Origin of the sequence: Allotamlana fucoidanivorans, assembly GCF_006265225.1 — a bacterium.
Lineage (GTDB): Bacteria > Bacteroidota > Bacteroidia > Flavobacteriales > Flavobacteriaceae > Allotamlana > Allotamlana fucoidanivorans.
The window spans coordinates 80,377-95,988 of record NZ_VDCS01000015.1 but is presented as its reverse complement, the minus strand read 5'-3'; the positions used below and the strand labels follow the sequence as shown (position 1 = coordinate 95,988).

Below are 15,612 nucleotides of genomic sequence, written 5' to 3'. Positions count from 1 at the left end.
GTGCAATCAATCTATACAACCAAATTAGATTACATGTATCTTTAGACTATAAAACACCAAATATGGTATATTTAAAAACAGCGTAAATCAATTTTTAACCTGTAGCCATATTTCAGGACTAGACAGCTATGAAACCAGCCGCACAAACAGCACATTTGGTTTTTACCGACACAAAAGCCAACGCTTAAAAAACCAAAAGGGCTGTTTTTTGCCAACGCTCGAAAAAACAGAAATGAAAGAATGCTAAATAAGATTATAATTATAAATTCTGAACTATACGCAAAAGCAAGTATTTATATTGGAGAAAGTGCAAGTATTCAAATTACGGCTGAAAACAATGTCGGAAAAAGCTCTTTCATCAATGCTTTAAATTTTCTTTACATAACAGACAAAGACCAAATGAGATTTGAGGACGATAGAAAACTTTCTGACTCAATGAAACATTACTTTGACGGGACAAGTTTACACAGCTTTATAATTTTTGAAATTATTAAAAATGGCTACTATTCTATTCTTGTAAAGGCAACGCCAGAAAATACAATTGAATATTATAAAATCACAGGAGAATATGACGAATTGTGTTTTGTAGAAACACAAAACAATAAATTTAAAGCAAGAAAATGGAGTGATGTTCTTCAAAATCTAACATTAAAAAATCCTACTGATGTTCCTATAAAACTAACAAATGAGGAATTATACAATTTAGTTTATAATTCAGACAAAAATAAAAACCCAGTAGTTTGGCTTAAAAAATCCGTGAAAAGAAACGGAAGAAAATCCTTCTCAAACAGTTTTACTGACATATATAGACATTTGATTAGGACAAGTGACATTAACGAAAAATCTTTTAAAAATGCTCTTTTGGTTGCGGATGGACAACAACACTTTCCATTGAATGTGCTTTCAAGTACAAGTTTCGAGAAAATTGACGAGTTTGAAAAAAAGAAAACACATCTTCAACGTCTTATTTCAATAAAACCAGATTTTGAAAAGCTAAAACTACTTAATGACGAATTTATCAGTCACGAATCAATTTTAGGGAAATTAAAAAATACTTTCCTCAAGAAATTTGACAAAGTTGAACAGGAATTATCTAATAAAATAGATGAAAATAGTGAGCTTTCTGTTTTGGTTAAAAATCTACAAACTAAAATCAATACAACTCTAAAGGATGAAAGGGATGAATTAATTGCTCTAAAAACAACTAATGAAAATAAGTCAACAGCAATTCAAACAGAAAACAAAAATCTATCTAAAGAATTAGATGAATTAAAGGAATATGAGCCCAGTGCCGAGAACTTACTCTATCAAGGATTAAAAAATAATCTTATAGAAGAACAGGGAAATCTAACGGAATTAATATCGCAATTAAGCCAATTAGAACGTAGTCGGTTTACAGAAAAAGAGATTTTAAGTACAATCAAAAACCTTAAAAACGATATTGAAAAAAAGAAAAATGCAATAACTCGTTTTGACAATTTACTATATCAAAATATTTCAAAAGATGAAAACACAATAAAAAAGGTTTATTCCTTTCTAAATTGCGATGTAGCGGAACTTGATAAATCAAAGATTAAAAAACCGATAACAAAATCTGATTCCCCATTACAGTTTTTTGATGGACTAATTGATATTTCAGATATTACAATTGAAACAGAATTACCGACTATCAATCAACTTAAAGACGAGCTTATTTCTAAAGAGAAAGAATTAAACGAAAAAAACTCTCAATTAAAGATTGTTCAAAACAGAAAAGGAGTTGAGAAAGAAATCGAAAATTTAAAAACGTCCATCAAAACCAAAACTGAATTCATTGAACGAATTGATAAAAAACCCGAATTACTTTCTAAAATCGAGAGTAACCTAACAGAAATAGGTTTAATCGAAAAGAGTCTAAAGGATGTAATCGATAAAATTACAAATAAGGATTTGGAAATTGACAAAACCAAAACCGTTTTATCCTTAAAAATTGAAGAACGTAAAAAATATCAAAATGACCTTAAAGTATTCAAAAATCAATATCAAATAATATCAGAAACAACTGATATTTATGAAATTGAAGAAATTTTGGAAATAGATTTTGAAAATATTTATGATGACTTTCAATCAAAATACAGAAAATTTATACGCATAAAAGAAAATCGGAATTCTCTAAAAAATGAATTGAATGACATTCTAAAAATGGATGTCAAAGACATTAAAAAATTTATTCGTGATGTTGATGAAGAAATCATTAACATACCTCAATCTCAAAAAATTATTGATGGGCTTTTAGATACACTTTCACACGAAATTGGCAGTCCGACAGATTCTTTTCTAACACAATTTAGAGATTTTAAAACTTTTGTGTCAAGAAGCTATAACCAAAAGTTAGCAGAATATCCAATTTCTAATATTCAGGGTGTTAAAGTTAAAATTGAAGAGAATGAAGATTTAATCAATGATTTAGACAAAATTTCTAAACTTAAATTATCAGAAAGATTAGACTTTGGAAAGACATACTCATATGAGGAATCTAAAGATGCTTTGGAAAGACAACTTTCTAACAATAATGGAAAAGCCATCAATATTGTTGATTTGTTTAAAATAAACGTAGAAATAACAAAGGTTACAGGAAAAACAGAAACTATTGACCTTTCAAAGCAAGTTCAATCGAGAGGAACTAATATTGTACTTAAACTATATCTATTTCTAAATATTCTTAAAGAATTGGTTCACAACAATTCTGAAAATCGAGTTATCATATACGTGGACGAACTTGACGCAATAGGTCAAAAAAATGTAAAGCACTTAATTCAATTCTGTAAAGCAAATCACTTCGTACCAATTTTCGCAGCACCAAGAAAAGTTGAGGGAATCGAAAAATATTATTTAATCAAAGAGCCTCAAAAAGATTCCAAAAACCAAAGAAGAAAAATTTCATTTGGAGAACTACAATCATTCCCAGTAATTTATAGAGATGCAGAATAAAACTTTTTTTAACTTTCTAATTAAAATGCTTGAAGAGGAAAAAATAAATTCCTCTTCAATAAGTGCATCAGTTAAAAAAAGTGGAGACTTTAAAACATTACTTAATGGTAAGTTCATTAAGTATTCACAAGCTATATCAGGTGGTGGAAGTTACCTCTTGAACGATAGAGAAAATTTAGAACGTTATTTCAAAAGCAAGTTTCCTAAAGAACTTCGAGATAGTTACTCTGCAATTGGCAATATTGGAACTTTCAGAAATACTAAAGCAAGTAAAAGGACTAGCCAAAATGTAATATTAGCAAGAGGATTTAAAAATATACTCATAAATTCAAAAGTTGTAGAATTAGAGAAATTTACAAATCAGTTCGGAACTTTTTCAGCACAAGTTAATGAGTTAGAAACTGAAAGAATTTGCATTGTTGAGAATCTCGATTCATTTTTATTGGCAGAAAAAGTAATCGGAAAAGATTTTGTTTTTATTCATACTTATGGAGGTTTAGGAAAATCAGTTTTAAATAAATTCAAAACAAAAAACGTATTAATTTTTCCTGATTATGATTTTAAAGGTTTACAAAATTACTTAATGGTTAAAAAAGTGTTTCCTGATGCAAAACTGTTCGTTCCATCAAACTATAAAGAGCTATTTAAAATGTACTCTAGAACTATTAGAACCAAACAAGGAAGAGAACAAAACCCAACTAAAGAAGTAAAAGAATCCGTTGATGAAAATGTTATAAAAATTAGAACAGATATTTATAAAACTAAACGCTTTTTAGAGCAACAAGCACTATTCGTAAAATTTCAGAATGATTAAATTATCAGGAAAATACATACTTAAGTTTTTGCAAAATCATTACGAATTTGTACAAGATGCATTTAATTATAGTAAACCTGACTTTATTATCGATATTGATATTTTAGAAAAGTTAATTGAAGAATACAACATTAGTAATGAGCCCAAAATATCTTTATCTAAACTAATAGATGTCAAATTTTGCAGACAGTTACCAACTAAAGATTTTAAAATAAACAGAAGTTATGCAGATTTCTTACAGTTTCTCTTTGATGACTTTACGCTTGATTTACCACAAACCTTAAAAGAAAGGTATAAAACCATTTTTGAATTATTTTCGGCTTTAAAAACAGAGACTAAAACAAGCAAGACAATTATTTTAATTCAAAACATTATAAAAGTAATAGATGTTTTCTTAAACGATATTCATAGACAAACTCAAAGACTTTTAAGTGATACAGAATCTTTAAAAGTCAATGCAGATGAATATTCAGATTTATCAAAAAGGTTAGAAAAAGCAGTTTTTTGGATTGATGAATATATTGAGCCATTAAATAAAATTCTAGAAAAAGGGCATCCAGAGTCCTTCTATTCTGCTTTAGTTGAAATTCAAAAATACACGAATGAAAAACAGTATATAGCAAACAGTTTTAAACTTAAAAGAGAATATAAAAAACTATATGGTGCAGTTGTTTATGCTCGTGCTGAATTAGACCAAAACTTACAAAAACTAACAAGAGAGTTAAGACCATTGTTAGATAGAATCAAAAGTGATTCAATTATTTTAAGTGGATTTTATCATTTTGTAGAAAATGTAGATTACCCTGAAAACTATGTTGTTGCTATTCCTAGTCCAATTAAAAAGACTAAAGGAAGCGCCCTTTTCAAAGAATTTCATAGCGAAGCTGAATTTTTTGTTGACCAATTTAATTACAAAACTTCTGATGTATATTATGAAGAACAAATTGAAGAGTTAGAATGGCTTCCTGATTCTACATATTTTAAAGAACAGCTGCTAAATGAAGATAAAGTTGATGATTTTTATTTATGGTGCTTTAATGCTTTAAAAAAGCATACTGATGAAATCACATTATCAAAATTTTTCTCTCTAACTAATCTTTTGTTAGAAGATGATTTAATAGCAGAATACAAAACTGACGAGAGAAAAATAATTGATTTAAAAGATGCTTCAATTAAAATACCTAAAGTGAAAGTATATGAGAGAATACCCAAATGAGCATAATAAAATAGTAAGTGAATTATTAGATGGTAAGTTCATTATTTCACCAAGTCCTTTGTTTTACAAAATTCAAGAACTAGAAGACGACTATTCTGATTTTTTTATGAAATCGTTTAACTATATCCTAAACATCGAAGCGGAATTTGCCTACTTATCTTCCGATGAAGTGAACGAAAAAAGAACTAGAGATTTTACATTGTTTTTAGCAATTCTGTCAAGAGAGCTAGATTATTCAGGGAAAAACTTTAGAGATAAAATTGAATTAGGTTCCTTTGACATAAACGAAACAGAAGAACTATTAAGACAATCAAGTAAATGGGAAATATTAGAAAAAACTACTGTTTCCGAATTTGAAAAGTTTTTAAAAACTTGGCGTGGCAAAAATTTAATTGTTTTGGATGGCAACAAATTTAAGTTTACTAAAGCCGTAAAACTATTTTTCACTTTTGCTATGGAAATCGCAGAAGAGAAATTAAAAGAAAAAACAAATGAAGAAAATGCCAACGCTTAAATGTCGACTTCCCCTAAATAGAACTGTTAGTTTTTCCAAAATTATTCATTTTTTCGTTTTAAAAGTAGTTTGATTTTTGGGGAAGCTTACATGGGATAGGCTACATTTTTAGGGAAGGCTACAGTTTCAATTTGAATTTAAGAACAGATTTGAAACGCCTGAGTAGAAAAACCATTTGGTTTAGCAAATCAATAAGACTGTTAGAGGCCTGTTTAAAATTATATTTTTGGGGAGATAAAATGAGTTTTCAATATTGAAAAATAATCTCTAAATTGGCTAAAATTTAATGATAACCCGAAGGCTAAAATCTGCATACGATTTTGCATACGATTTGATAAAAAAATAGCTTGTGAGCCCTGTAAAAGCGTTGTAAAAAAACGCTCCTTTGAATTCATAACCCGGAGGTCTCGAGTTCAAATCTCGATCTCGCTACGAAACACAAATCACTCATAATCAACGGTTTAGTCTTCACTAAACCGTTTTTTTATGCTTAGTTCAAAACAAATACATAGATTTGCCTGAAACACCCAAATTTTCCATTTTTTGTTGCAAGTCCATCTTTGGAGAGATAGAAGTCTGGTACAATAATAAAAGAAGGCATTCCTTTTTAGGGAATAGAACCATAACAGAATTTGAATTAGATATGTATAACCAGAAACTAGCTGCATAGTAATTCAATTTATAGTACATTTTTTTGTTGTAAGTCCACATATTAACATCAATCTATACCGCTCCAATAAGTTCGTTAATTATTTTTTGTGCTTTTTTTAATTCGCCTAGTATGACATCTAAATTTATAGAGTCCTCTAAGTTTGAAGAAAAAAGAGAAACAGCCAAAACAGCTTTTAAATCGGTTCCCCTTAAACCAATAGGCACCGCAATATCAGTCACACCTCCTGTAAGCTTACTTTTTGCAGAACGATAACCTAACTTTCCTATTTCGTTTATGGTTTCTATTAGCGTATTTTGCCTTTCTTGATCCCAATTTTTATAATACTCGTCTTTTGATAAAATAGATATAGCCTCTTCTTCTGGAAACATAGACAAAATAACCCTACCAGATGTAGTCATTGATAACGGAAAATGAGTTCCTTCTTCTATGGAAAGCGATACCGCACTAGGACTTCTTGTTTGATAAATAACAAGCAATTTATTATCATTCATAATACTCAAATGACAGGATTGTCGTGTAATTTCTGAAAGTGCCTGCATAGGGTATTGAGCTACACGTTTCAATTCATCAAAAGGCGTATGCCTATGTGATAAGCTGTACATTTTTAAGGACAGTCTATATTTTCCCGCGTTTGACTCCCTAATTACATAACCACGCTCTTCTAAACACACCAACATTCTATATATTTCACTTGGTGTCCTATTAATACCTTGAGCTATTTCTGCTTGAGACAAAGGTACACCTTCTTCTGATAGGTATTCTAAAATATCTAAACCTTTATCTAAGGCCGGTGCATTGTATTTTGGACTTTCTGAATTCATGTGTATAAGTTGAGAATCAAAAGTAATAAAAACTAAATTCCTTTTGAAATTTCATATATAAAATTTATTTTTGTATATAAAATACATTAAACTTATAAACTAAATATAGCATGGCTAATCCAATTTTAGGAACTTTGATTCACGCCGTAGGCGGTATTGCTGCATCAACTTGTTACGTCCCCTACCAAAAAGTAAAAAAATGGTCATGGGATTCCTATTGGATTGTTCAAGCTTCTTTTGCTTGGTTTATATTTCCTTTCCTTATTGGTTTTTTAACCGTACCCAATCTCTTAGATGTTTTCTCAAAAGCATCAAGTGAGGTATTGATTAATGCCACACTACTTGGTGCTATTTATGGGTTTGGAGGTATGTGTTTTGGCTTTGCTATAAAACACATTGGGTATTCACTAACATATACAATCTCTATTGGTATTTCAGCTATCCTAGGTACCATAGTGCCATTAATTATGCACGGTGAATTTTCAAATAAGCTATATGGCCCAGGAGGATATACCATATTCTTTGGTATGTTCATGGCATTAATAGGTATTATTATTTGTGGGGTTGCTGGATACCGAAAAGAAAAAGACCTAAAAAACAACAGTGCCAATAATGAGAAACCTTTAACTTTCAATATGAAAAAAGGACTTACACTAACGGTTATAGCTGGTATACTTTCTGCAGTGTTTGGTATTTCATTAGAAGTAGGAGCTCCTGTTGCCAAAATAGCTGGAGAATATGGTGCAGGTAATTTTGAAGGTAATGCCAATTTAATACTCTCAACTGGCGGTGCCTTTATTACTAACTTCATTTGGTTTACAGTAGCTGGTTTAAAAAATGGTACATTAAAAGAACTTGTTGATGTTAAAGGTGTAGGGCAAAAAAACTTCATACTAAACCTGACCATGTCTATTTTAAGTGGGGCTTTATGGTATGGCCAATTCTTCTTCTACGGTATAGGTCATGTACAAATGGGTGCCTATAAATTTGCCAGTTGGGTACTTCATATGTCAATGCTTATATTTTTTAGTTACGTTGTAGGCATTGTGATGAAAGAATGGAAAGCAGTAACAAAACGCACTTACTTAACCTTAGTATTTGCACTTATAGTATTAGTGACCTCCTTTGTTATTATGGCATATGGTAGTCAATTAGGTTCAGAAATAGTTACAAATCATTAAAAAAGAAATAGATTTAAATAATATGAGTACAAAACGCATACACTTAAAAGGTATCACATGGAATCACAGTAGAGGATTTACATCTGTTGTTGCCACTGCACAACGCTTTTCAGAATTAAACCCCAATGTAGATATTACGTGGGAAAAACGTTCGTTACAAGCCTTTGCCGATGAACCAATTAACGAATTAGCCAAGCGCTATGATTTATTAATTATTGACCATCCTTGGGCTGGTTTTGCTGGAAAAAACAATGTTATTCTTGCTTTAGATGAATATCTTCCAAAATCATTTATGAAAGATTTAGATGAAAATAGTGTAGGGAGATCACATGAAAGTTACTCATCAAATGGTCATCAGTGGGCTCTAGCAGTTGATGCTGCTACTCCTGTGGCTTCAAGCCGACCTGATTTATTTGAAGCTAAAGGCTTAACTCTTCCTGAAACCTATGACGATTTACTAAATTTAGCGAAACAAGGTTTAGTCATTATGCCAGGAATTCCCCAAGATACATTGATGAATTTCTATATGATGTGTTGTACCATGGGTGAAGATGTGTGTACGTCAAAAGAGCATGTTGTAAGTGAGGACATGGGTATTCAAGCCTTAAAAATGTTGAGAGAGCTAGCCGTAGAAATGGATGATCAAATTTTTAATTGGAATCCCATTCAAGTCTATGAAGCCATGACCTTAACGGATAAGTATGCGTATTGTCCTTGGGCTTATGGGTATACAAACTACAGCCGAAATGGGTATGCTAGAAAAGCATTGCACTTCCACGATATGGTTGATATTAAGGGGTACGGAAGAGCCATTTCAACCTTAGGTGGCACAGGTTTAGCTGTTTCTGTAAATACCAAAGAAATTGAAACTGTAATGAAGTATGTAGAATATACGGCTTCTGAGGCTTGCCAAAAAACCATATTCTTTGATAATGGTGGGCAGCCTGGTCATAGAAAATCCTGGACCGATGAGCATACCAATAGTTTAACGGCCAACTTCTTCAAAAATACACTACCTAGTTTAGATAGAGCATTTTTACGCCCACGTTATAACGGACACATGTATTTTCAAGATAGAGCCGGTGCGCCTATTAGAGAATATATGATGAACGGTGGAAATGAAAAGGCATTGCTTGAAAAGCTAAATACCTTATATAGAAAATCACTAGACATTTAAAATTATGAAACCATTAGAAGGTGTTTTAGTTCTTGAATTTGCACAATTTATGGCTGGTCCATCGGCTGGTTTAAAATTAGCTGATTTAGGAGCTAGAGTTATCAAAATAGAACGCCCAAATAGCGGGGAAGCAGGAAGACAAATTGCACTTAAAAACTTGTTTTTAGATGGAAGCAGTTTGGTATTTCATACCGTAAACAGAAATAAAGATTCGTATGCAGCAAACTTAAAAGATCCTGAAGATTTAGAGCGCGTAAAAAAACTCATTGCACAGGCCGACGTTATGACTCATAATTTCAGACCAGGTGTTATGGATAAAATTGGTTTAGATTACAATACGGTTCAAGAAATAAATCCAAGACTTGTTTATGCTACGGTTACGGGCTATGGAACGATTGGCCCTTGGGCAAAAAAGCCTGGACAAGATCTACTTATTCAAGCTATGTCTGGTTTTGCAAACCTAACTGGAAACGCTGATGATGACCCCGTGCCTGTTGGTGCTGCGGTTTCCGATTTAATTACAGGTACGCACCTAGCTCATGGTATTTTGGCTAGTCTTGTAAAACGTTCAAAAACCAATAAAGGAGCTTTAGTGGAAGTTAGTCTACTTGAATCTACATTAGATTTACAATTTGAAGTCATTACTACTTATTTAAATGACGGAAACAAACCCGTAAAACGAGCTAAAAAAGGTGCTGCCAACCCGTATTTAGGAGCCCCCTATGGCATCTATAAAACTAAAGACAACTACATAGCTTTGGCTATGGGATCACTACTTAAGTTAGGACAAGTGATTCAGTGCAATGAAATTGAAGCCTATTCAGACACAGAGTCGTGGTTTAGAAAACGAGATGAAATCATGGATATTCTAAGAGCTAAATTCATTACTGAAAATTCTAACCATTGGTTAAACCTTCTTGAAACTGAAGGTATCTGGTGTTCAGACGTTCTTGATTACAAAACACTTGTAAATCACGAAGCTTACAAGGTCCTTAAAATGGATCAAAAACTACCTTTACTGTCTGGAGAAGAAGTACATACTTTAAGATCTCCTATACGCGTCAATGACCAACGTATTTTTGCCAGTAAACCTGCACCTAGAGTAGGTCAGCACACGCAAGATATCATTAAAGAATTTAATCTATAAATAAAAACATGAAACCATTACAAGATATATTAGTTATAGATTTAAGTCAGTTTTTATCTGCCCCTTCGGCAACTTTACGGTTAGCCGATTTAGGCGCCAGAGTCATTAAAGTAGAACGTCCAGAAACTGGTGATATTTGTCGGCAACTATATGTTTCAAATGTAAACTTAAACGGAGAATCTTCTATTTTCCGTGCCATTAATAGAAACAAAGAAAGTTTTCAGGCCGATTTAAAAATTGACATTGATAAAAATCGGGTTTTAAAACTTATTGAGAAAGCCGATGTTTTTGTTCATAATTTCAGACCAGGAGTTATTGAGCGCTTAGGGTTTGAATATGAAACTATAAAGAAATTAAATCCTAATATCGTATATGCCAGTATTTCAGGATATGGCAATGAAGGGCCTTGGAAAACAAAGCCTGGTCAAGATTTACTAGCCCAGTCTCTATCAGGTGTTACGTGGCTAAATGGTATTGAAGGCAATGGCCCCACTCCTATTGGTTTGGCGCTTGTGGACATCCTTTCTGGAGCTCACCTGGTTCAAGGTATTTTAGCGGCTTTAGTAAAACGTTCTAAGACTAATGAAGGCAGTAAAATATCCGTTAATATGTTAGAATCTATTTTAGATTTTCAATTTGAATCTATTACCACATTTTATCATGATGGAGGAGCACCAACCATACGCCCAAAAAACAATAGTGCTCATGCGTATTTAGGAGCGCCTTATGGTATCTACAAAACCCAAAACGGCTATATGGTTTTAGCTATGGGGTCTATCCCTGTGTTAGGAGAATTATTGGGATGCGAACCTTTAAAATCTTACACCGAGGTAGCCTCCTGGTTTACAGAAAGAGATGCTATTAAAAAGGAACTTGCAAACCATTTAAGTACAGGCACCACTGAGAAATGGCTTTCTATATTAGAGCCAGCAGATATTTGGTGTGCAAAAGTTATGGATTGGGAGACTTTATTTTCAGAAGAAGGATTTAAAGTACTCAACATGATTCAAACTGTAACCATGAGTGACGGCTTTGAATATAAAACCACCCGCTGCCCAATAAAAATTGATGGCAAAAATTTAACCTCAACGTTAGGCTCTCCTCATCTAGGAGAACATACAGAAGCCATAGTTAAGGAATTAATTTCTTAATGATGGGTAAGAATACATTTAAAATAGCGGTTAGAAAATTTGATGCTTTTGAAAGTGCCATAGACAAAATCTGGGAGGCATTCTGTAAAAAAACAGGATGCCCTCTACAGCTTGAAGCTATTCCATTTGACCTTCACCCCTTATATGACACCATATTAAAAAACAACGGTTTAAAAAATGGTGATTGGGATGTTTCTTTAATCAACACTGATTGGATTACGGAGGCCTACACCTCAAACGCTATTGAAGATTTAACACCTTACATTAAATATGACCCTCCAGAAGATTTCCCTCATGGCTGGTCGCGTTCCTTACTATACAAACAAGAATTTGATAATAAAACCGTAGGGCTTCCTTTTCATGATGGACCTGAATGCTTAATTTATAGAAAAGACTTATTTGAATCTATGGAAGAAGGCATTAGGTTTTATAGAGATTATGGTAAGCAGCTGGTAGTTCCAAAAACTTGGGATGACCTCATTGAAGTTGCTGAATTTTTCAACAGACCTGAAGATAATTTGTATGGCACTACATTTGCCGCTTACCCTGATGGTCATAATACCGTATTTGATTTTTGTTTACAATTATGGACTAGAAACGGTGACCTTTTTGACGAACATAACAGGGTTAAGTTAAATTCACAAGCAGCTATTGAAGGTATGACGTTTTATAGAAACGCATTAAAGAACATCAATGCCATGCACCCAAATTCACGTGATTTTGATTCTGTAAAATCTGGAATGGCCTTTGCTAATGGTGAATTAGCTATGATGGTTAATTGGTTTGGTTTTGCCTCTATGTGTGAGTTTTTAGAAGATTCAAAAGTAAAAGGAAAAGTTGATATTACCGATGTACCTGCTGGACCAAATGGTCGAGACACCTCACTAAACGCCTATTGGATGTATGTTATTGGTAGTGGCAGCCAGCATAAAGATTTAGCCTATCAATTCATAAAATTTGCTGTAAACAAAGCGAACGATAAATTAGTTACCCTTGAAGGCGCCATTGGTTGTAGAAAATCTACTTGGATAGATAAAGAAGTAAATAAAACGGTTCCCTACTATCATAAATTAGACGCTTTACACGAAAACACACGTTCCTTACCTAGAAAAAGTAATTGGTCTGATATAGCAGATGTTATAGATGACTTAGTTTTAAAAGTTATTAATACAACTCAGGAGATAAAAGATATTCTTGATGAGGCACAAATAAAAATTAATCACATAGAAAATTCATAACGATGGAATTAATCTATAAACCAGAATTACCCAAAGAAAATAGACCTATATACATTATTGGTGCTGGAGGCATAGTTAGAGACGCACATTTACCAGCTTATAAAAATGCTGGATTTAATGTAGCTGGCATCACCAACAGAACAAAGCAACGTGCCATTGATTTAGCCAATACATTTAATATTCCCAATGTATTTGATGATGTTGAAGCTATGGTTGAAGCAGCACCTGAAAACGCGGTCTATGATTTAACCTTGATGCCAAATCAATTTGTACCAACCCTTGACCTGTTGCCAGATAACGCCGCGGTACTCATACAAAAACCTATGGGCGATAACTATGAGCAAACTTTAGATATTTTAGAAGTTTGTAGAAGAAAAAAACTCAAGGCGGCCATTAATTGTCAAATGCGTTATGCGCCCTATGTGATGGCCGCAAAATATATGATAGACCAAGGACATATTGGTGAGTTATATGATTTTGAGGTTAGATTAACCACCTATACGCCATGGGAATATTTCCCAAATGTAGTCAATCATCCCAGACTAGAAATACAGCAACATAGTATCCATTATATTGATTTAATCAGATCGTTTTTAGGCAACCCAAAGAAGGTGTATGCCAAAACTTTGAAAAATCCAGGTAAACCCATGTCATCCACAAGAACAACTACTATTATGGATTACAATGATTCTATGCGAGCTATCATAAACACAAATCATGATCATAATTTTGGAGAAAAAAATCAAGAAAGCTTTGTAAAGTGGGAAGGCACAAAAGGAGCCATAAAAGCTAGAATTGGCTTGCTACTGGATTACCCTAATGGTAAACCCGATTTATTTCAATATTGTATTGTTAAAGAAGGAGAAACTCCAAAATGGATTGAAGTAGATTTAGAAGGCTCCTGGTTTCCTGATGCATTTGTGGGTACCATGGCTTCCTTAATGCGCTATATTGAAGGCTCAACAGACGTATTACCAACAAGTGTTGAAGATGTAGTACATTCTATGGCTATTGTTGAAGCTGCGTACGATTCTAATGATGATGGCGGTGTTACGCCACTATACAATGCTTAAACATATAACTAATATGGTCACCTTTAGATTGACAAACTATATAAAATTTAGATTTATCATAAAATGAAATCATCCTGCTTCGCTTTACTTTGCTTCTTAACATTATGCTGCAATGCTCAGAAAAAAGAGGAGTTCCCTTCTCAAAAAAATGTAAATACTTTTGAACCATCTTGGGAATCTTTAAAACAACATCAAACCCCAGAATGGTTTTTAGATGCTAAGTTTGGCATTTATTTCCATTGGGGCGTTTACTCATATATGGGAAAAGGTGAATGGTATTCACATCATATGTATGAAGACAAAGATAAAGGCTGGAATCATGATTTAAGGGAACATCATTTAGAAACTTATGGCGACAGTGTTCAGTATTATGACTTCTTTCCGAAGTTTACAGCACAGCATTTTGATGCCGCTGAATGGGCAGAACTGTTTAAAAAATCAGGCGCTAAATTTGTAGGTCCAGTTGCTGAGCACTGTGATTATTTCTCAAACTGGAATAGCAAGGTTAACCCATACAACTCTGTAAATTATGGGCCTAAACTTGATATTGTTGGTGAGCTTGAAAAAGCCATAAAAGCTAAAGATTTAAAATTTGTCGCTACATTTCATCACAGTTGGGAATGGGGTTGGTACAATTTATGGAATGGTCTTGCCGATACTACAAATATTGAATTTAGATCGCTTTTTGGTGAAGTGACGCCTAAAGAAACTTTTTACCGTTTAGGGAAAAATGCCAGTGGTCAATATGACGGCATTGTATTAGATGAAGATAAACCTAGTCAAAAATTTATCGATTTGTGGAAAGCAAAAATTCATGAAGTTATTGACCAATATAAACCTGATTTATTGTGGTTTGACAGCCGGGTATTCTTACTACCAGAAAAAGACAGAAAAGAAATGGTAGCTTATTACTACAATAAGGCTTTAAAGTGGGACAAAGAGGTGGTTCTTACTTATAAGAATGAAGATCTAGAAAAGGGTGTTGGAGTTATTGATTTAGAGAAAGGTCGTTTTGATGAAAAAACAGATTTTCCGTGGTTAACAGATGACTCTTATGCTTGGAATGGTTGGAGCTGGCGATCTAATCTTAAACTCAAAACTCCACAAATTATCATTCAAGAACTAGTAGATATTTCAAGCAAAAACGGTTGTTTATTGCTTAATATAACCCCTACTCATGACGGTAAGATTCCTGAAAAACAAAGAGAAGGTTTGTTACAAATAGGCAAATGGTTAACTAATAATGGTGAGGCTATTTATAAAACTCGTCCTTATAAAACCTATGGAGAAGGTGATACCAAATTAAAAAAGAATCATTTTGGAGGTGTACAAGGAAATGGTGTTACCTACAAACCAACAGATTTTAGATTTACCCAAAACAAATCAAAAGATGTTCTATATGTTATTCAGTTAGATATTCCTGAACCGAATCAAGAATTCACGTTAACCACCTTTTCAAAAGAAAATGTTGGAGCCAATGAAAAAATAAAATCAATAGAGTTACTTGGAAGTAATGAAACCATTTCGTGGCGTAAAACCCAAGAAGGTTTAAAGTTAAAAGCACCTAAAAAAATAACGGGGCAACATGCCTTGGTATATAAGGTAAACCTATAAACTTTTACTCAAAATTAAAAAAT

Annotated in this window: 12 protein-coding genes and 1 pseudogene; 12 read left to right on the top strand and 1 reads right to left on the bottom strand. The window is 32.9% G+C overall.

Translation table 11 applies throughout. The annotated features are described in order from the left end of the window. The first annotated feature begins 240 nt into the window (after positions 1 to 240). The 5 genes and pseudogenes from FGF67_RS14990 to FGF67_RS14970 all read left to right on the top strand — a co-directional run. Positions 241 to 2,970: a hypothetical protein gene (locus FGF67_RS14990; RefSeq protein WP_139698576.1), complete on the top strand. Its 2,730-nt coding sequence runs from the start codon at positions 241 to 243 to the stop codon at positions 2,968 to 2,970. Between the two features lie 25 nt (positions 2,971 to 2,995). After that, positions 2,996 to 3,784: a Wadjet anti-phage system protein JetD domain-containing protein gene (locus FGF67_RS14985; protein WP_158293230.1), complete on the top strand. Its 789-nt coding sequence runs from the start codon at positions 2,996 to 2,998 to the stop codon at positions 3,782 to 3,784. Beyond that, a complete protein-coding gene (locus tag FGF67_RS14980) occupies positions 3,777 to 5,000 on the top strand; it encodes a hypothetical protein (protein WP_139698574.1) in 1,224 nt (407 codons plus the stop codon). The genes FGF67_RS14985 and FGF67_RS14980 overlap by 8 nt, the downstream gene beginning before the upstream one ends. After that, on the top strand, positions 4,981 to 5,514 hold the full coding sequence (locus FGF67_RS14975) for a condensin complex protein MksE (protein ID WP_139698573.1): 534 nt from the start codon (positions 4,981 to 4,983) through the stop codon (positions 5,512 to 5,514). The genes FGF67_RS14980 and FGF67_RS14975 overlap by 20 nt, the downstream gene beginning before the upstream one ends. A gap of 92 nt (positions 5,515 to 5,606) precedes the next feature. Continuing rightward, positions 5,607 to 5,771, top strand: a pseudogene (locus FGF67_RS14970) (IS1 family transposase); the annotation flags it as partial. A gap of 466 nt (positions 5,772 to 6,237) precedes the next feature. Here FGF67_RS14970 and FGF67_RS14965 read toward each other — a convergent pair. Further along, positions 6,238 to 7,008, bottom strand: coding sequence for an IclR family transcriptional regulator (locus tag FGF67_RS14965; RefSeq protein WP_139698572.1), 771 nt, complete (start codon positions 7,006 to 7,008; stop codon positions 6,238 to 6,240). Positions 7,009 to 7,118: 110 nt separating this feature from the next. Here FGF67_RS14965 and FGF67_RS14960 point away from each other — a divergent pair, with 110 nt between their 5' ends. From FGF67_RS14960 to FGF67_RS14930, 7 genes are all read left to right on the top strand, one after another. Beyond that, positions 7,119 to 8,189, top strand: coding sequence for an L-rhamnose/proton symporter RhaT (locus FGF67_RS14960; RefSeq protein WP_139698571.1), 1,071 nt, complete (start codon positions 7,119 to 7,121; stop codon positions 8,187 to 8,189). A gap of 22 nt (positions 8,190 to 8,211) precedes the next feature. Then, positions 8,212 to 9,366, top strand: coding sequence for an ABC transporter substrate-binding protein (locus tag FGF67_RS14955; RefSeq protein ID WP_139698570.1), 1,155 nt, complete (start codon positions 8,212 to 8,214; stop codon positions 9,364 to 9,366). A 4-nt stretch (positions 9,367 to 9,370) separates the two neighbouring features. Continuing rightward, the gene (locus FGF67_RS14950) at positions 9,371 to 10,513 is read left to right on the top strand and encodes a CaiB/BaiF CoA transferase family protein (protein WP_139698569.1); all 1,143 of its coding nucleotides are present in this window, start codon (positions 9,371 to 9,373) and stop codon (positions 10,511 to 10,513) included. A gap of 8 nt (positions 10,514 to 10,521) precedes the next feature. After that, on the top strand, positions 10,522 to 11,664 hold the full coding sequence (locus FGF67_RS14945) for a CaiB/BaiF CoA transferase family protein (RefSeq protein ID WP_139698568.1): 1,143 nt from the start codon (positions 10,522 to 10,524) through the stop codon (positions 11,662 to 11,664). Between the two features lie 2 nt (positions 11,665 to 11,666). After that, positions 11,667 to 12,902 (top strand): ABC transporter substrate-binding protein, encoded by a 1,236-nt coding sequence (locus FGF67_RS14940; RefSeq protein WP_139698567.1) that lies wholly within the window; start codon positions 11,667 to 11,669, stop codon positions 12,900 to 12,902. A gap of 2 nt (positions 12,903 to 12,904) precedes the next feature. Continuing rightward, on the top strand, positions 12,905 to 13,975 hold the full coding sequence (locus FGF67_RS14935) for a Gfo/Idh/MocA family protein (RefSeq protein ID WP_139698566.1): 1,071 nt from the start codon (positions 12,905 to 12,907) through the stop codon (positions 13,973 to 13,975). Positions 13,976 to 14,038: 63 nt separating this feature from the next. Beyond that, positions 14,039 to 15,589: an alpha-L-fucosidase gene (locus tag FGF67_RS14930; RefSeq protein WP_139698565.1), complete on the top strand. Its 1,551-nt coding sequence runs from the start codon at positions 14,039 to 14,041 to the stop codon at positions 15,587 to 15,589. Positions 15,590 to 15,612 lie beyond the last annotated feature (23 nt).